The organism is Collibacillus ludicampi (assembly GCF_023705585.1).
In the GTDB taxonomy this organism is placed as follows: Bacteria; Bacillota; Bacilli; order Tumebacillales; family BOQE01; genus Collibacillus; species Collibacillus ludicampi.
This window is the reverse complement of record NZ_BOQE01000001.1, coordinates 125,906-144,773: the sequence shown is the minus strand read 5'-3', so window position 1 is coordinate 144,773 and position 18,868 is coordinate 125,906. Positions and strand designations below refer to the sequence as shown.

Genomic DNA, 18,868 nt, shown 5'->3' with positions numbered 1-18,868 from the left:
GGGAAGGAGAATGCTTGGGTTAGGCAAACCCCACGCACAAATCATGCAAGGAGGGGAGGGGCTGATCAGTATGCCAACAACGGACATGAACAAGAAGAAAAAGCGCCAACGGGGTTTTACTCTGATTGAGATGGTCGCGGTTGTTGCGATCTTGTCAATCCTATCTGGATTAGGGTATGTCATCGTATCAGGTCAGATTGAGAGCTCACGACAAAAGACAGATCAGGCGAACTGTCGCTTGATATTGGATGCGGCTCAAAGGTATTTGATTGATAATGGACCGGGCGCTGTAACAAATATTGCTTCCAGTTCCGGTATGAATGTTGATACTGGTAATGATTTAGTGAGAAAGGGATATCTTCAAACTACACCCGCCTCTCCCTGGGGTAATCAACAAGAAGTATACAAAATTTATTATTATGGCGGAACAGTCCAAAACGGACCGCAATCAGGAATTAACGGTACCTTGACGGTAGTAAGTGGTCATACCCTTTCAAGTGGTACCCCCTATCAGTTACAAGGTAGCTACTGATTGGAAATATATCATTATGAATCCCCCCTAAAAGGGGGGTTTTATATAGGATGTGTTTATAGATGAAAGAGGTGTTTCTATACCTGTACATCACCTTTCTTGGTGCGATCATCGGCTCGTTTCTCAACGTGGTGGCGTACCGAGTTCCTCGAGAGGAGTCCATTGTCACGCCGCCTTCCCATTGCCCGCACTGCCAAAAACGGTTGCAAATGCTAGATCTCATCCCTGTTTTGAGTTGGCTTCTTTTGAAAGGGAGATGTCGGTATTGCCAAAACCCTATATTTTGGCAATACCCGCTCGTCGAGGCGGTCACGGCGGGAGTGTGGGTGCTTGTCTACTGGCGTTACGGGTGGTCGGGAGAGACGCTCGTCGGACTTCTCTTTGTCAGTTTTCTCATTCCGCTTACCGTCATTGACTGGCATGAGTGGATTCTGCCGGATCGGCTGACCTATCCATTAATAATCACCACATTGCTTATGCGGATCTGGATTCGCGAGGAGCCTTTCTGGTGGTCTCTGGCTGGGGCAGCTTTGGGGGCGGGGATCTTGTGGTTTTGGCTTGGATCAGCCCCTATCTCTTTGGCAAGGAAGGGATGGGGCTCGGCGACGTCAAGTTGATGGCGGGGATTGGGGCGGTCATCGGTTTGACAAACATTCTACCGGCCCTCTTTCTTGCCTCGGTCCTGGGATTGGCAGTGGCCCTTTTCATGAAAAAGAGGGGGATGGCGCAAGAGGGATATATTCCATTCGGTCCTTTTCTTTCCCTTGGCGGTATGATCGTGTATCTATTCGGTTCGAACATTTGGGAGGCTTACCTTTCTCTTTTTAGATGGTAGAGGAGGAGTTGCATGTTCAAGCGTAAAAAAAATAGGGAACATGGCTTCTCATTGATAGAGGTGCTTGCGGCAAGCGTCATCTTTACGTTTCTTTCACTGGCAGTGATCGCATATATGGGGACATCGGCCAAAACAAACAAAGATGACGAGAATTTGACGCGTGCGCAAAATTACGCCGAGATCATCATGGATTATGCGCGCAAGCAAGTAAAGAACGGAGGAACATATTCGATACATTTGGTGGATTCAAACGGGGCGGTTATCATCGACATTCCTCAATTGCAGATCGGAAATAAAGCGGCACCCGGTTCGGGAGACTGGCAACCGGTTAAACCGGGAAGCCCCTTTTTCTACTACGTGACGACAAACAGCACCGATTTGGGAGGGCCAATCGACAACAATTATGAGATCGAACTTAAAGTCCAAATCCAATATCCGGGAGTTGGAACCAACTCCAATCAACCGTTCACCCTTGTCACGAAAATCAGAACGAATGGGTAATTGGGGATCGAATGCATGAAAAGGATCAGGAGTAAACAATCCGGGCTGACCTTGACAGAAATGCTTGCCACCATTTCCATTCTTGTGGTGGTACTGGGAGCGATCACTACATTCAGTTGGGGTTTTTTGAAAAGTTACTATAAGAATTCGAACAGTTACGCGAGCAAAAATCCTGTGCGTTTGCTTCAGGAAACGATTGAAAAAAATCTGGTTTCCGCCAATCTTGTGGTTTTTGATCAAATCACGCTGAGTTCCGGAGATACCGCTTATACGTTGGAGATCGACACGAATGCAGGCGGGTATACAACATTTATATTTACCCCGAATGATGGTCAAGTGTATCTGGCCAATGAACAGGTTCCGGATGGTGCGGTTGTTAAGAATTATAGACAATTCACAACATTGGATCCGAATCACGGATTCTCTTACCAGTGCGTTGATCAAAATGGAGAATCTTTCTCCACGGTATCTTTTCCGTTACAAATGGATCCCGGTGATCAGCAGGCACCGCTCTTGGTGATCACACTGACTTGCACAACGAGTGACCATGGACAGAACGCATCATTCTCTTCGACTTTTAGCGTCAAACCGATCCGACAAGTTACATAATCCGGAAAATGAGCCCGATGACCTGGGGGGCTTCTCATGAATGACAAATGTTCAAAAGGCAAGAAAAAAGAAAGGGGAACAGCCCTTTTATTAGCCATCTTTTTGACGTTGCTTCTTGCCATAATTGGTTCGAGCATGATTCTTACATGGCAAGCTAGTAAACGGTCGGCCAACTCGTTGCAAACGGCCGTGCAAGACCATTATCTGCTTGAAGCAGGCGTGGCGGACGTGCTCAGTTATCTGGATTCGCAAGTACAGGGCGACACAAGTACGATTAACTGCAGTGACGCGAAAAGCTGGCTGAAACAATTTGAATCGGCTATTAGTGACATGAAGACCAGAGGGAAAAAATATCAGATTGATCTCGTCTCCCGTCCGCAGGACTACTCGGCGAGCCAACTCGCCTATCAGATCCAGGTGACGGCTCTGAATGCGTCGGTTCTAAACAGCAATAATCCATTTGTGACGATGAACATCGTATTCAAGAATCAAACGGGTGCTGATCCGTTTTATATGATATCGGGAAAAAATGTGGCTTTTGCATACAAAGGCGTTACGATAACCGGAAATAACAGCGATACCATTACCAATTACGCGGATCCGCCTCTCGATCCTAAACAAAAGAATGATATAAACACTACAGTCATAAATGTGGTTAATAGTATCATAACTAGCAAGAACAATGAAATGGTCAACTTTCAAAAAAATCATCCGAATGCAAATACCTATACCCAAGGTTCCATTCTGTCCGGCGATTGGATGACCAGTGGGGATTTCACTATCAGTAGTAGTAAAAAACAACCTCCTAATTCATTAAAGATTACCAACGGCAGTTTATATGTGAATGGGAATTTGAATGTGGACGGAACGCTAACTGTTGATGGTGATTTGTATGTAAATGGGAATATGAATGTAAACGGAACGCTGACGGTTGGAGGCAATTTGTACGTGAATGGTCAGATTAGTGGCAGCAGTACGATCAGTGTAACGGGAAACCTGTATGCGGCAAGTGGTGTTTCAAAAACATCGAAAAATAAAGGGGGTGGGGATGATTTAATTACATTGAAGGCAAACGGGGATGTGGTTGTGAACGGCAGTTATAGCAGTAAAGAGTCAACGATCAAGGGCTCGCTTATGGTTCATGGGGATACAACGATTGCGCTTCAAGGCAACAGTGATTTGTTCGAAGTGGATGGAGATATCCTGGTGGACGGAAACGTTAACCTTACCAGACAAAATAACGGGAAAGGCCATGTTCAGTACCAGATCGGCGGCCACCTGGCCTCGACGGGTACGATTACAAATGGTTCAACGATTAATATAGCCAATGGCAGTGTACCCATCAACGGATTCGGAGGGAGAGGTTCCTCTTCGTTGAGTATCCAATCCATCTCATATTAAACAACGTTCTCATCATTACGTAACGTTCTCAGTTCTATTTGAAATATCAATCTGGAGGAAGCTTACTGTATGAAATTCTCTTTCCGCCGTCCAGTGGGTGTTGGAATCAGTCTCTATCGAGATCATCTAGAAATTGTACAGGTTCGTGAGATACGAGGGATTCCGGAAATTGAAATTCATGTGGAGGTACCATTGGCAAAAGAAGTGTACGATAACGGCCAAGTACTCGATCTGGATCAGTTTTCCCTGGAAATGAAGCGGGTATTCAAGGAATATGGTTTTCCGCGAAAAGGGATTACTGTCTCTTTGCCAACCTCCCTGATATTCATGCGCATGATTTGGATGCCCAAGGTCAACCGAAAGAAGATGTATGCTTTGTTGCAATATCGTACTCAGGATGAGATCCGAATCCCTTTTGCCCATCCGATCTTTGATTTTGATTTTTATCCGCCGAAGATCCCCTGGGATCAACAAGGAGAAGAAGGTGTAGAAGGTGGGGTGCCGATTCTTTTTGTCGCGGCTCCTGGAGAGCTGATCAATCGCCTTCAGGAATCGTTTCGCAAGGCCGATTTGCATTTGGGAGCGGTTGAAGTGAAAGGTTTGAGTCTGTTGCGCGCTTTGAAAGCTCTCGACAAAGATCCGGAGCACGGCACTCTTGTGATCGAAATGGATGCCTCCTGCGTAGAAGCCCATTTTTATTATCAAAACGTTTTGCTGATGTCCCGATCCCTGGATTTGACGCCTGAGCAGTATCTAGACTATGTGCCTATGTATCATGTGGATTCGCGTGAAGCGGCCGTAACACTTTCGCAGGAACGGGATGAGGGACAAGGGGTTCTGCGTGATCTTAAAGGACTACGTTCTTCCGGTTTGGATGCTTGGAGTTTATTGGATCGGTTAGAATATCAGGCCAGTCTTGATTCGTTTGCGGCTGATCTCAGCTATCAGTTTGAACGTTGGCTTTCCTTTTTCCAATACTCTCTTCACCTGAGAAACGTTTCGATTCAACACATCTGGTTGACAAATGATATTCCCAATGCTCCGCGGCTTTTACAGCAACTTGTGGAAAGGCTGGATATGAACGTGGAAGTCGTGCGATATCCCGTGGTTGTGCAGGCGGGGGATACGCCTGCGCGAATCGTCAGTCTGGCGGCTGCGGGAGCGGCTCTTCGGGGAGGAACTAACGATGCAGATTAATCTCCTTCCTCACCAGTCGAAGGCTCCTGTCTATTTGAAAGTTTTTCTCATGTTTATGACGTTTCTCTTATTGCTTGCCAACGTTTTGTTTGTATTCGCATGGGTGCAGGCTCGACAAGATCGCTCATTGTCTGAAGCGCGTTTGCAACAAGCGAATCGCTTGCTGACCGGTCTGAACGGCAAAAGTCAGAAAATAAGCCAGAATGACGAAACGCAGCGTCAAGTGGATGCGTTTAACCAATGGGCGGGGAAAAGACCGATCTTTATGGAAGACATTCGCCTGTTGCGTTCCTATATGCCTAGCGGTGCAAGGTTTGAGATGGTCTCCTATAACGGAGAGGGACGGTATGAAATCAAAGCGCTTTTTCCCGATATGCGGTCGATTTCAAACTATCTATACCAATTAAAAAACAACAAAAAAATCGCTTCCCTTCGAGTCATATCGGTGAAGCGCGAGGAGAATGCGAGTCCATCCAAGGACGTACAGTTACCTTCCTCCACACAAGATACAAAAGGGGAACAACCGGCTCATGGACAACCTCTTTCTTTCTCAGATCAAGCCATAAAAAGTCGAGAGCCGCAATCCTTATGGTCAGTGCTGACTTCTTGGGTTCCTTGGCGAACGGAGGTGGCCTATGCCGATTCCGATGAGAGTCTTCAAACGGGAGGCAACTCTTCCCCGAACAGCAAGACAGACCCAAAAAGTTTTGTAGATCCGTCAGATCCCAACGGCGGGTCGCCCGGGAATCATTCCGGATACGGATCATCATATGATAGCTCGGTCGGAGGTAACGCAAGGAACAGCGTTGGAGATGGCGCTGGTGGGACGTCGGATTCAACCTCTATCACTTCCTATCACGTCGATTTGGAGATTGTGTTCTCTCGATAAACAGGATGTAGAAAGGATACTTGTCATGTCCATCATGTTCACCAAGTCTCATAAAATTTGGCTAACGATTTCCATCCTTTTTCTCTTATCGGGGGGATCATTGGGTTACCTGCAGAATCAAGCCGCGAAGCAGGCAGAAGAAATCAGGCGAGAGGCGGATGCGGCCGATCAACGCGTCATGCAACTCCAACAGCGCACATCTAAACCGTTGAAGACGTTCGATCTGGAAAGTTTGCAACGGGCGATTCCTGAACAATGGGAGATGCCGCGTTTCTTTGCGGACTTGACGATGGCGGCCGAGGAGACGGGCGTCACGATCACATCGGTTGAACCTTCTGAATATCAGGAGACGGGGGCGGGAAATCAAGCTGGAAAACCGTCCGGAATTCCTGCAGGAAACCAAACGACCAAACCAAATGGGAACTCTCAAATTCTACAAAATGGGAAACAAACGCAAGCGCAGGGGAAGGCCATTCAGGGTCTGACCGGTCAACCACAGACCGAGTCACCGGGTGGGCCAAAAGAGGATAAAACTCCTCCAACCGAGGTTCTGCCTCCAACGGAACTGAAAGATTTGCACAGTCTGACACTGACGATTTCGGTTCTAGGAAGAGAGAATGCGTTACTCGCCTTTCTGGATCGTTTGCAACATCTTCCCCGTTTGGTGTGGGTAAACGATTATGAATGGGATCTGAACGATCTGAAAAGTCCTTTGAAAATCGATGTGACGATCTATTCCCATGCGCCATGGGATGGCAAAGGAAAGGAAAGCACGGATTGGCCTTTCCCGCTACAGGGTACAAGGCGGTAAACAGGGGGAAGCATAATGGCTCGCAAAAGACTGGGTGACTTGTTGCTGGAAAACGGTTTGATCACTGAAGAGCAACTGGAAGAAGCTCTGTTCGAACAGAAAAAGTCAGGTTTGCCTTTAGGGACATTATTGACGCAAAAAGGGATCATCACGGAACAACAACTCATTGAAGCCATCGAGTTCCAACTGGGTGTTCCCCATGTTAAACTGGAAAATTTTTTAATTGAAAAAGAGGTCATCGATTTGGTTCCGGAGGAATTGGCCCGCCGTTATAAAGTCATGCCTTTAAAAAAACGGGGGAACCGATTGACTTTGGCGATGGCAGACCCTTTGGACTACTTCGCGATCGATGATATCCGCATGACAGTTGGAATGTCGATTGATCCCGTCATCGCGACGAGAAGCAGTCTCGATCAGGCAATTGAAAAATATTACGGATTTCAACACTCGTTAACGGAAGTTTTGAAAGATGTATCGGTCGATGAGATGACCGAAGAGCAAGTGCGTTCCGACGATGCGCCGATCGTGCGCATGGTGAACCAATTGATTGAACAGGCGGTGGAAGAGAGGGCGAGCGATATTCACATCGATGCCCAGCGCACGGAAGTGGTCGTGCGCTTTCGGATTGACGGGGAGTTGCACACGCAAATGCGGTTACCGAAACATTTGCAATCGGTCTTGACCGCCCGTATCAAAATCATGGCGAGCCTGAATATTGCGGAACGCCGTTTGCCGCAGGACGGGCGGATTCAGTTGCAGGTACGTGGACGTATGATCGATCTGCGTGTGGCTACACTGCCTACCATCTTCGGAGAAAAAGTCGTTCTTCGTATTCTGGACAAGCAGAATCTTTTACAGGTGGAGCAACTCGGCTTTTCCGAAAAGAACCTTCAATTATTTAAGGATATGATTGAGTCAGCCCATGGCATCATTTTGGTTACCGGGCCTACCGGCAGCGGAAAATCGTCTACGCTCTATGCAGCCCTGCAGAAACTGAACAGCGAACAGAAAAACCTGATCACGATCGAAGATCCTGTGGAATATCAACTGGACGGCATCAACCAGGTACAGGTGAACCCGGCTGCGGGGCTCACATTTGCTGCCGGCTTGCGTTCCATTCTGCGTGAAGATCCGAACATCATCATGATCGGGGAAATTCGCGACCAAGAAACTGCCGAAATAGCCTTTAGAGCCGCTTTGACTGGTCATTTGGTTCTCTCCACTTTGCATACGAATGATGCCCCCAGCACGATCACAAGACTTATCGATATGGGAATCGAGCCATATTTGATAGCCTCCACCTTGCGAGGAGTGGTGGCACAACGGCTGGTTCGTAAAATCTGTACGCAATGTCGTGAAGAGTATGTGCCGTCACCGTACGAAACCGCTCTATTGGAGGAATGTGGATTATCGGCAGGAAAACTGTGGCGCGGACGCGGATGCAGAACCTGTCACCAAACGGGATATCGGGGACGCCTGGCCATACATGAGTTGCTACCTGTTGATGGGCAGATCCGCAACTTTGTCAGAGAGAATAAGCCAGCCGATGTCTATCGAGAGTGGGCTGAGAAACATGGGTATAGAAACATGCTTGCCGATGGAATGGGCAAAGTGATTCAAGGACTTACTACATTCGATGAAGTATTGCGGCAAGTGATCCTTTCGGAGTAAAAAGACATATGCCCACGAAGGCGATCCATCTTCATAGAGTGCGATAGAGAAACGTATGCTCGCAAACCACAGATTTTAAAGTAGCCACCTATGTCGCAATCGGCACCACCAGAGGAAGAAAAGTTTCATATACAGAAAGAGAAGTTTGAGGCCGCTACAAAAACGGAGTGACTTTTGGGTGGGTGGTATCGCTTTGCAGCGCAGAGGTGAGTGGAAGGTCGTTCCGCAACCTATAATTAGAATCTGGGCGGGCCGACCTTCATCGAACCCAAGCGCAAAGCGATACCACCCACCCAAGCACTGGTTTTAAATTGGAATCCCCTAAATGGATAAAATTCCATATAATAGTTATATGAGCTTTTTTACCCATGAACTTAGTTTTCAAAATTATTTACAATCTTCGCAGGAAAGTAGGGATATCCATGGATAGTCTCGAAGCGATTTTGCGCGAAACAGTTGCGAGAAAAGCGTCCGATGTGCATATAACAGTAGGTATTCCTCCTTACGTGCGGATTGATGGGCAGCTCGTTCCTTTAGAATACCAGCCCCTCAATGTTGATGACTGTAATCAACTTGCGCGTGGAATCATGAGTGATGACGCGTGGCGGGTGTTTACAGAAAAAGGAGAATATGATTTTGCGTATGCGATCCCGGGATTGGCGCGTTTCCGTGTAAATGTGTTCCGTCAAAGGGGAACGGTGGCCATGGCGTTCCGTACCATTCCTTTCGGTATCCCGCCTCTCGAAAGCCTCGGATTGCCTCCCATAACGAAAGATATTTTGAAAACGCCACAAGGTCTCATCCTTGTTACCGGTCCGACGGGCAGCGGCAAGTCGACCTCGTTAGCGGCGATGATCGATCAAATCAATCGAACCGTGGAGCGACATATCATCACCCTTGAGGATCCGATCGAATATTTACACACCCATCGAAAAAGCATCGTTGTACAACGAGAGATCGGGCTGGATACAGCCACCTTTTCCACCGGTCTCCGTTCCGCCCTGCGTGAGGATCCTGATGTCATACTTGTTGGCGAAATGCGCGATTTGGAAACGATCGCGACGGCGATCACAGCCGCGGAAACGGGACATCTTGTGTTCGCTACATTGCATACATTCGACGCGGCACAGACGATCGATCGTATCATCGATGTATTTCCTCCTGAACAGCAATTGCAAATTCGTTTTCAATTGGCCAGCGTACTCACAGCCATTTACGCTCAGCGCCTGCTCAGACACAAGAGCGGCACAGGCCGTGTGGCTGCTGTGGAAGTTTTGGTCAACACACCTGCGGTTGCCAATATGATTCGTTCTGGTAAGGTTCACCAGATCAAGAGCGCAATGCAAACAGGTGCTCGCTTCGGGATGCAAACGATGGAACAAGATCTGCGTCGTTTGATTTCGGAAGGAAAGATCGATCCGGAAGAGGCAGAACCTCTGATGATGGAATGGCGGTTGTCCATGAATATTTCCTAGTAAGTGTTTTTAAGTAAGCCTTTTTATATTTATGTTCTTTCGGTCATTCCGATATGATCATTCAGGATCATTCGAACTTCTCGCCGGTCATACCTCTATCGCCAAAAACATAGAATATACTACTGACCGATTGAGAGATGAGGGGGCGAGAATATGAACAAATCGCGTATGACCATCACGTTTTCTAATCCTGACAAGCAACTTGGAGAGAATTCGGATGCTTTTCAACAACCTCCCAAGCCCCGTTTTCCGGATGAACAGGATGGACCGCTTCATCACCGACATAAAAAACATTTGCATGACAGAGGGTGGAGAAGTAACAAGAGAAAATGGCAACGGACAAGCTATACGCATGAAACTCTATCTTTGAAGCAGTTTCTTGGTTTCATCTGGAAGCCTCTGCTTCTCGCCAGTGTAACGGGCGTGCTTCTCGGTTTTGGCGTGTTATTTCTGTTTGCCGGGGGTAAAGCGGGCCCTACGGTCACAACAATACCTTCTTCCACAAAGCCTGGAGGGAGCGGACAAGCCGAGTTACCTGCCGCTTCCTTGTATATCTACCAAGTAGGGGTATACAACGAGGCTCTCGCAGCAAAGAAAGCACAAGAGGAACTTGAAGCAAAGGGAATTCAGACGGTAACAAGAGGCACGAATCCCACTTCCCTCCTCGCAGGAATCGCTCTCAATAAAGAACAGGGCCAAACGGTTGCCGATCGCCTGAAGGGAGCGAGTGTGAATTATTACGGAAAAAACATGGAGATCCCTGCTCGTAAAGGGGTCATTACAGGTCTCAACGATACAGAGGCAAGCGCGGTTGCGTCATACGTGAAAGAAATTCTGCCGGTTGCAGAACATTTGTTAACCGCAACATTGCAAACGCCTGTGGAACAAAAATCGTTGCAAGAGGCCAAACAAAATGCAAATGCGCTCGCGAGCAAGTATCAAGCTGCTTATAGCTTGTTGCAGAAAGCGAACAAACAGGCGGAGGCAAAAATTCTCGAAGACATGCAAAAACGGGTGATGGAAGCAAGCATGCTCGTTGATAAGGATGTAAATATTTGGAATGTTGATACATCCCTTGCCGCTTTCTATATCGATTACGAAACTCTTTCCTCCTCTTTAATATCTCCACAGTGAATGGAAACGAGTCTCCTTACCGTACGATCGGCGCATCCAATCATTGTGTCGCTTCTTGGAAAAGGCTCATTTGAAAGTTTCCAACTGCACATTTTTTAAGAACGGTTCGTTCGTTAACGTTGGTTTCACTTTCAGATGAGCTTTATTTAGATGTCTGATGTCAAAAATTGTTCACAAAGCTTTGAAAAATGATTAGAAGGAGGAAGTGTAGATTATGGCGAATTATCGACAAAATCAGAGATATTTCGATGCTGTGGACAGGATTCTCTGAAAAAGGTATCATAATGCAGGGTATCTTTGTGAAATATGAAACACAACTACAGGCCAAACTAATTCTGGTGATTCTGACCATATCTCAGGGATTGGTGATATGTGTGAATGAACGAAGGATTGTTCTGGCTTCCGGGTCGCCGCGCAGGCGCGAATTACTGGCGGGGATTGGACTTTCTTTCGATGTGATCGTGTCCCATGTAGACGAGACCGTCGATGAAGAAATGGACCCGCCCGCGCTTGTTCAGGAGTTAGCGTACAGAAAAGCGCATGATGTGGCGAAGTCTTTAAAGTACGGTCTTGTCATCGGGGCTGATACGATCGTTGTCATTGATGACGAAGTATTGGGCAAACCCACCGACGTTCAAGACGCGATACGGATGTTGAGTCGATTGCAAGGGCGTACACATTCGGTATATTCCGGAATTGCAATCATCGATGCGAAGACGTCAGAGAAACGGATCGCTTACAGCCGGACCGATGTTAAGATGCGTTCGCTTTCCGCAAGCGAGATCGAACGCTATGTGTCGACGGGCGAACCCATGGACAAAGCGGGTTCGTATGCGATACAGGGAATCGGTGCCATTCTGATTGATTCCATTCAGGGCGATTATTTTACGGTGGTCGGTTTGCCGCTGTCGCTACTCGCTTCGATGCTCTCAACATTCGATATCGATGTGCTTGGCACGTAAAGGGGGCTCAATCCATGGAGTCACCGCGCAAAGAGCGGTTGCTTGTTCGCGATGTACCGGTTGATGAAAGACCGCGTGAACGGATGATGCAGGTAGGGGCAGAATCATTGAGCAATCAGGAGCTATTAGCGATTCTTTTAAGAACAGGAACCGGTGGATGTTCCGTTCTTGATTTGGCAGAGCAAATTCTTGCGCGGTTTAATGGTATACGGTCACTTGTTGACGTTAAGATCGAAGAGCTTATGGCTGTACCCGGGATTGGTCCGGCGAAAGCAGTGCAGCTGTTGGCTGCCATTGAGTTGGGGCGTCGCATCGCCCGTCATAAGAAAGAGCGGATGGACGTCATCCGTTGTCCGCAGGACGTAGCTGACCTTTTGATGGACAGGCTTCGTTTTCAGACACAAGAACATTTCGTGGTTCTCATACTGGACACAAAGAACCGGGTGATTGCTGAAGAAACGATATCCATCGGTTCTTTGAACGCTTCGATTGTTCATCCGCGGGAGGTTTTTAAACCCGCTCTAAAACGCAGCGCGGCCTCGATTATCTGTGCACATAATCATCCGAGCGGTGACCCGACACCCAGCCGCGAGGATCTAGAAGTCACAAGAAGACTGTTGGAAGCCGGACGAATCCTCGGTATTGAAGTTCTCGATCATGTGGTGATCGGAGACCATCGATATATCAGCTTAAAAGAACAAGGGCATATGTAGAGGTTCAAAATATGACGAAGGTGTAACCGGAGTCTTACGGAGTGAAGGGAGTAAAGCGGAATATGTTCAAGTCATTTACGCGAGATATGGGAATTGACCTGGGTACGGCAAACACATTGGTGTATGTAAAAGGGAAAGGGATCATTGTTCGTGAACCGTCGGTTGTCGCGATCCGCACGGATACGGGTGCAATTGAAGCGGTTGGCGAACAGGCGAAGCAGATGATTGGGAGAACTCCCGGAAATATCGTTGCGGTACGACCGATGAAAGATGGTGTCATCGCCGATTTTGATACGACGGCTACCATGTTGCGCCATTTTATCCGTCAGGCGATGCGTCAGAAATCGATCTTGACGGGGCGTCCCCGCGTCATGGTATGTGTTCCGTCCGGAATCACGGCGGTTGAGAAGCGAGCCGTTGAAGATGCTACGTTGCAAGCGGGCGCGAAAGAAGCGCACACGATTGAAGAACCGATGGCGGCGGCGATCGGTGCAGGACTTCCTGTCGGAGAACCTACAGGCTCAATGGTTGTGGATATCGGTGGAGGGACTGCGGAAGTGGCGATCATTTCTCTTGGAGGGATCGTCACGAGCCGTTCCATTCGTGTTGCCGGAGATGAGATGGACGAAGCGATCATTCAATACATCAAGAAAGCATACAACCTCATGATCGGGGAACGCACGGCCGAAGAGTTGAAAGTAACGATCGGATCGGCAGAACCGGGTGAGCAGAATGAAACCATGGATATTCGTGGACGCGATCTTGTAACCGGACTCCCGAAAACATTAAAGATTTCTGCGCAGGAAATCGCTGAAGCGCTTGCCGATACAGTCAATTCCATTGTAGAAGCCGTGAAAATCACCTTGGAGAAATCCCCGCCGGAATTGGCAGCCGATATTATGGATCGCGGCATTGTTCTGACGGGTGGAGGCGCCTTGTTGCGCAACTTGGACCGTCTGCTTTCCCGCGAAACGGGGATGCCTGTGCTCGTTGCAGAAAATCCGCTTGATTGTGTGGCGATCGGAACAGGCAAAGCTTTGGATAACATTCATTTGTTTAAGAATAAACCTGGCTACTCGTTGGCGAAGAAGAAGCGCTCGCGATAACGAGGTAAAGGATGTGGGGTGCGGGTGTCGCGTTTATTCAATACGAAAAGGCTCCTAGTATTGCTAGTGAGCCTGATCTTGCTGACTATGCTGGTTTCTGTAACCATTAAAGAGCGGGAATCAGCCACATGGCCTGAGCAATTTCTTGTCGACACTTTCTCCTGGATACAAAACCTCATCAATAAGCCCGCTCTCAAGACAGCGGGCTTATTTGAGGATATTCGTAAGCTGAAGGATGTCTATCAGGAGAATGAGCAACTCAAGGAAAGTCTAGCAAAATATCAGGGTTTGCAGGTTAAGGTCAATGAATTGGAAGCGGAGAACGCCCGTTTGCGCGAGGCGCTTTCCTTCAAGGAAAAAGCGGATTCTTATCGTACGTGGGTGGCCAATGTCACAGGTCACAGCCCGAATGAATGGAATTCAACGATCACGATAGACAAGGGTCAAAAAGACGGCATCCAAAAAAATATGGCTGTGGTAACAACTGAAGGCGGTCTGATCGGCCGAGTGATAGAAGTCGAGTCATTCAGTTCGAAAGTGCTTCTGAGTACAGACACGGAGAAAGTGGGGATTTCGGCGCTCGTACAAAACGGCAATAACAGGGCGTTTGGCATCGTAACTGGGGGTTCAACTCCAGGGACGGTCGAAATGAGCCTGATTGATCGCGATGCGAACATTCAAAAAGGACAGAAAGTGGTTACTTCCGGGCTTTCGGATATGTTTCCAAAAGGTCTCCTCATCGGTGAAGTCACGGATGTGTCCTTCGATGAAACAGGCTTGACAAAAATCGCAAAAATTAAACCTGCTGCTGATATCAACCATCTGGAAGAAGTGATGGTCGTCGAGCGTGTGGATGCTCCCGAAAGTGGCAAGTAGGAGGTTTCGCGACCAATGCATCCATCGATACTTTTTATTCTACTTATGGGTCTGACGATCATCGAATCGACCGTTTTTAGTATCCCGCCTCTCAACTTCTTCCATCCACAATTGGCTATCGTCACCATCATGTTGATCGCTTTGTTTCGCGGGCCTTCTTTGGCACTAATCCTTGGCGTATTGATCGGATTGGTCCGAGATATTGTCTACGGCACGTTCATCGGTATGGACATGTTTACAATGGGTTTGGTCGGTTATTTCTCCGGTTCGACTTTTCGTTTGTTTTTGCGACGTCACTTGGTGTTGGTTGTATTGACAGTCATTGCTTTTACGGCTGTCTACAACTTTGTCACCTATGGCATTTCTGTCTTGTTTGCCCAAAAAAAAGCAGATATTTCGATTGTTCTTGTTGAATCGATACGCATGATGATCATGAACGGGATTGTCACTCTGTTTCTGTACGTTCCGGCAAGCAAGTATCTGCCATTGCGAACCGGGAGAACATTCGTGGAGGAGGAACTTTGAAAGAAGGGATTTCCATGGAAGATGAAAAAAAATCCGGTATCACGAGACGGCTGAATCTGTTGTTTACCGTTGTTTTTCTCGCTCTGTCCATTTTGATTGTTCGCTTGAGTTATGTTCAACTCAAGGATGGGGAGAAATACCGGGCGAAAGCGGAGTCGAACCGCTTTGATACATTGCCGGTTCCGGCACCGCGCGGTTTCATCTACGACCGCAATAACCAATTGTTGGTGACGAATAAACCGTCCTTCACGATCACATTTACATTGCTCGACCGTAAACAATACAGGCAGGATCCGGCGAAAGTCGTGAAACACATCGCGGATCTCTTGTCCCCTGTCGTCGGAAAATCGCCGATCGAATTGTTGAAGGACATGGATGTTCCTAAAGATATGCTTGAGCAAATGGGAATTCCCGAAACATCGATCAAAGAGATGAAAATCGGAGATACGCCGAGTTTACCGATATCGACGCCCCGGCGCATCGTAACAAAAGCGAACGATAAAGAGGTCGCATTTGTGAAGGAGCATCAGAATGAACTTCCCGGCGTGAACGTTGTCGTAGAGCCGATCCGCGATTATGTGAAAGGAACCTTGGCATCTCACGTCCTCGGCTATCTCGGTGGGATTCCCAAAGAAGAGTATGAAAAATATAAGGAAAAGGGATACCGCAACGATGCGACCGTAGGTCTGTCTGGCGTAGAGCGCCAATACGAGGATTATTTACGCGGCAAGGACGGTTCGCTCAAAGTCGAAGTGAACATGTTCAATCAGCCGATCAAGCTCTACGATGAAGTGAAGCCGGTTCGCGGCGATGATGTGTATCTGAATATCGATGCGAATTTGCAACAGGTCACCGAAAAGGCTCTCGAAGATCAGGTGAAATGGCTCAATGCTAATCGCAGGCGCATTGACAATGCGATGGCGGTCGCGATGAATCCAAACACCGGAGAAGTCCTGGCGTTGGCAAGTTATCCGCCTTACAACCCGAATGACTGGGTGGGCGGAATCAGCGACGCAAATTATCAAAAGTTTATTCCCGCTGAAATGAATCGTGCGATTCAGTTTCCTGTCCCTCCGGGTTCCACGGTGAAGATGGGAACCGTTTTGCTTGGCTTGAAAAATGGCGTGATAAACTCGGACACGGTATTCTATGATGCGGGACGTTTGCAAGTCGGATGGACGCCAAGTGGTCAGCCAAACTATATTTATTCATGGGATCACGGGGGATTGGGGGCACTGGATCCCCGAAAAGCGTTGGCGGTTTCGAGTAACGTTTACATGTTCCAGGTCGCTCTTCGGTTGGGCGGGTGGCTTCCGACACCGCCGAAAGATGTGAACTATTGGTTACAGCATGATCTCCCCGCAGCCATTCATACGTTTGATACGTACTTTAAGCAATTTGGACTAGGGGTTAAGACAGGGATCGATCTGCCGGGCGAACAAACGGGATTCATGGCAGACGCACAGTATTTGGCAGATCTTGCATATACGGCGATCGGCCAACATGAATCGTATACGCCGATCGAATTGGCCCAATATGTGAGTGTTCTCGCGAACGGCGGGAAAAGGATGGAACCACATGTCGTAAAAGAGATAAGGGATCCGAACGGGAATGTTGTCTTTCGGAACGACCCGAAGGTATTGAATACGGTCCCGATCAACCCGAACGATTTGCAAGTGGTGCGCGAAGGAATGCGCGATGACGTAATTAAATCATACGGTACTGCTTATTCGGCGTTTGTCGGTGCCCCTTACGCGGTGGCAGCCAAGACAGGGACATCAGAGACATCTGTCAAAGGGTTTGAAAACTCCTGGATCGTCGGATACGCGCCGTACGATCATCCGCAAATCGCTTTTGCCATCTGTGTACCGGGAGGAGGCAGCGGTACTGATTCCACACTTCCGATTGCGCGCAAGATGATGGATGCCTTTTTTCACGTATCCAAATAAATGAGTATGCTGTCATATGATCCGCCTGCATTTGCGGCGGATCTTTTTGTAGCTTCTCTACCGCTCGGGGAAGGAAAAAAGTGCCCGCATGACGAATTATTACTGGACGTATGTGGAATTGAACAGGGGGACCATTATGGGGAATCGAATGGTGTGGGAACTTCCGCCCACAATGAAACCGCCCGTAACAATAAAAGGGATACGCGATGGATTAGTCTTCATCCTTCATGATCAATGTCCCTTCGAAGACATTCTTCATGACCTTGAACGGAAAATCGCTGGATCACATGGACAGTTTCTGGTCGGTCCTTTGATCCGCGTCACGGTTCTTACGGGAAAGCGTGAACTCACTCCAGAGCAGAAGGAATCCGTTCGCAAGGTGTTATCCGCTCGCGGCAATTTGATTATCCAGGCGTTTCATTCGTCTCATGAGAAACATTTTTATGAAATGGAAGAGTCCCCTCCTCTTATCTATCGTGGAACGGTTCGCTCCGGTCAAGTGGTATCGCATCAAGGGGACATTGTCGTTATTGGAGATGTGAATCCGGGTGGCCTCGTAATGGCTACCGGAAATGTATATATAATGGGTACATTACGCGGCGTCGCACACGCGGGGTGTACAGGTGATGAAAATGCGATCATTGCAGCCGTATATTTTCAACCGAGCCAGTTGCGCATTGGCCGTGTGATATCTCGTGCGCCCGATACGGAAGACCGATCGGCATATGAAGCGACGGAGATGGAATTCGCGTATCTCAAGGAGGGGCAAATGGCTGTAGAAAAAATGCAGTATTTACATATGATTCGTACACGCGATTGATCCGTTTCAATCGATTGCTAGAAAAAGGGGATGACCTGATGGGAGAGGCTATCGTTATCACATCTGGCAAAGGTGGAGTGGGTAAATCGACCACGAGTGCCAATATTGGTACAGCGCTTGCCTTGTCAGGGAAAAAAGTGTGTTTGGTGGATACAGATATCGGATTGCGTAACCTGGATGTGATCATGGGTCTCGAGAATCGAATTATTTATGATATCGTCGACGTTGTCACCGGGCAATGCCGTTTGGAGCAAGCGTTGATCAAAGATAAACGCTTTGAACACCTCTATTTGTTGCCCGCATCACAAACGAAAGATAAATCAGCTTTATCACCGGAAACGGTACGTAAAATTGTCGACGAATTGAAACAAAAGTTCGATTATGTTGTGATCGATTGTCCTGCGGGCATCGAGCAAGGGTTCAAGATTGCCATCGCCGGGGCGGAGAAAGCGATTGTTGTCACCACACCTGAGAACGCGGCTGTACGGGATGCGGATCGTGTCATCGGTTTGCTGGAGGGGGCGAAGATCCATGGTCCGAAACTGGTCATTAACCGGATCAAGCCACATATGGTTAGGCATGGGGATATGCTGGACATCGATGAGATTGTCGCTGTTCTGGCGATCGATCTGCTTGGTGTTGTACCCGATGATGAATGGGTCATATCATGTGCAAATCGGGGTGAGCCGGCTGTCCTCAATCCGAACAGCAAGGCGTCTATGGCGTACCGCAATATTGCCCGACGGATTATGGGAGATTCTGTCCCTTTGATGGTTCTTCAGGAAGAGCGAGGATTTTTCAGTCGGATCAAGCGTCTCATCGGTTTCGGGAAATAAGTGGAATGGGAGAGCGATGCGAGGGA

General features: G+C 48.1%; 18 protein-coding genes and 1 pseudogene. All 19 read left to right on the top strand.

Annotation, left to right across the window (positions count from 1 at the left end):
• Positions 1–10: 10 nt before the first annotated feature.
• Positions 11–532 carry a competence type IV pilus major pilin ComGC gene (locus tag DNHGIG_RS00815; protein ID WP_282197888.1) on the top strand — a complete coding sequence of 174 codons (522 nt, stop codon included), beginning with the start codon at positions 11–13 and terminating at the stop codon, positions 530–532.
• A gap of 62 nt (positions 533–594) precedes the next feature.
• A pseudogene (locus tag DNHGIG_RS00810) lies at positions 595–1,367 on the top strand (prepilin peptidase).
• Between the two features lie 12 nt (positions 1,368–1,379).
• Positions 1,380–1,868 (top strand): type IV pilus modification PilV family protein, encoded by a 489-nt coding sequence (locus DNHGIG_RS00800; RefSeq protein WP_282197885.1) that lies wholly within the window; start codon positions 1,380–1,382, stop codon positions 1,866–1,868.
• Positions 1,869–1,883: 15 nt separating this feature from the next.
• The gene (locus DNHGIG_RS00795; RefSeq protein WP_282197884.1) at positions 1,884–2,477 is read left to right on the top strand and encodes a prepilin-type N-terminal cleavage/methylation domain-containing protein; all 594 of its coding nucleotides are present in this window, start codon (positions 1,884–1,886) and stop codon (positions 2,475–2,477) included.
• A gap of 36 nt (positions 2,478–2,513) precedes the next feature.
• Complete coding sequence (locus DNHGIG_RS00790; RefSeq protein WP_282197883.1) at positions 2,514–3,878, top strand: polymer-forming cytoskeletal protein; 1,365 nt, start codon at positions 2,514–2,516, stop codon at positions 3,876–3,878.
• A gap of 69 nt (positions 3,879–3,947) precedes the next feature.
• Positions 3,948–5,075: a type IV pilus biogenesis protein PilM gene (pilM, locus tag DNHGIG_RS00785; RefSeq protein ID WP_282197882.1), complete on the top strand. Its 1,128-nt coding sequence runs from the start codon at positions 3,948–3,950 to the stop codon at positions 5,073–5,075.
• Complete coding sequence (locus DNHGIG_RS00780; RefSeq protein ID WP_282197881.1) at positions 5,065–5,964, top strand: PilN family protein; 900 nt, start codon at positions 5,065–5,067, stop codon at positions 5,962–5,964. The genes pilM and DNHGIG_RS00780 overlap by 11 nt, the downstream gene beginning before the upstream one ends.
• Positions 5,965–5,989: 25 nt before the next feature.
• Positions 5,990–6,775 (top strand): hypothetical protein, encoded by a 786-nt coding sequence (locus DNHGIG_RS00775; RefSeq protein ID WP_282197880.1) that lies wholly within the window; start codon positions 5,990–5,992, stop codon positions 6,773–6,775.
• Between the two features lie 15 nt (positions 6,776–6,790).
• Positions 6,791–8,446: a GspE/PulE family protein gene (locus tag DNHGIG_RS00770; protein WP_282197879.1), complete on the top strand. Its 1,656-nt coding sequence runs from the start codon at positions 6,791–6,793 to the stop codon at positions 8,444–8,446.
• Between the two features lie 422 nt (positions 8,447–8,868).
• Positions 8,869–9,921 (top strand): type IV pilus twitching motility protein PilT, encoded by a 1,053-nt coding sequence (locus DNHGIG_RS00765; RefSeq protein ID WP_282197878.1) that lies wholly within the window; start codon positions 8,869–8,871, stop codon positions 9,919–9,921.
• A gap of 153 nt (positions 9,922–10,074) precedes the next feature.
• Positions 10,075–11,055, top strand: coding sequence for a hypothetical protein (locus DNHGIG_RS00760; protein ID WP_282197877.1), 981 nt, complete (start codon positions 10,075–10,077; stop codon positions 11,053–11,055).
• A gap of 365 nt (positions 11,056–11,420) precedes the next feature.
• Positions 11,421–12,017 (top strand): Maf family protein, encoded by a 597-nt coding sequence (locus tag DNHGIG_RS00755; protein WP_439647758.1) that lies wholly within the window; start codon positions 11,421–11,423, stop codon positions 12,015–12,017.
• Positions 12,018–12,031: 14 nt separating this feature from the next.
• Entirely contained in the window at positions 12,032–12,730 is a 699-nt protein-coding gene (gene radC / locus DNHGIG_RS00750; protein WP_282197876.1) for a RadC family protein, read from the top strand.
• A 62-nt stretch (positions 12,731–12,792) separates the two neighbouring features.
• Positions 12,793–13,836, top strand: coding sequence for a rod shape-determining protein (locus tag DNHGIG_RS00745; RefSeq protein ID WP_282197875.1), 1,044 nt, complete (start codon positions 12,793–12,795; stop codon positions 13,834–13,836).
• 24 nt (positions 13,837–13,860) lie between these two features.
• Positions 13,861–14,712 (top strand): rod shape-determining protein MreC, encoded by an 852-nt coding sequence (mreC, locus tag DNHGIG_RS00740; RefSeq protein WP_282197874.1) that lies wholly within the window; start codon positions 13,861–13,863, stop codon positions 14,710–14,712.
• 15 nt (positions 14,713–14,727) lie between these two features.
• Positions 14,728–15,237 carry a rod shape-determining protein MreD gene (mreD, locus tag DNHGIG_RS00735; RefSeq protein WP_282197873.1) on the top strand — a complete coding sequence of 170 codons (510 nt, stop codon included), beginning with the start codon at positions 14,728–14,730 and terminating at the stop codon, positions 15,235–15,237.
• Positions 15,234–17,186 (top strand): penicillin-binding protein 2, encoded by a 1,953-nt coding sequence (gene mrdA / locus DNHGIG_RS00730; RefSeq protein ID WP_282197872.1) that lies wholly within the window; start codon positions 15,234–15,236, stop codon positions 17,184–17,186. Before mreD ends, mrdA begins: the two co-directional genes overlap by 4 nt.
• A gap of 136 nt (positions 17,187–17,322) precedes the next feature.
• A complete protein-coding gene (gene minC, locus DNHGIG_RS00725; protein ID WP_282197871.1) occupies positions 17,323–18,006 on the top strand; it encodes a septum site-determining protein MinC in 684 nt (227 codons plus the stop codon).
• A gap of 38 nt (positions 18,007–18,044) precedes the next feature.
• Positions 18,045–18,842 carry a septum site-determining protein MinD gene (gene minD / locus DNHGIG_RS00720; RefSeq protein WP_282197870.1) on the top strand — a complete coding sequence of 266 codons (798 nt, stop codon included), beginning with the start codon at positions 18,045–18,047 and terminating at the stop codon, positions 18,840–18,842.
• Positions 18,843–18,868 lie beyond the last annotated feature (26 nt).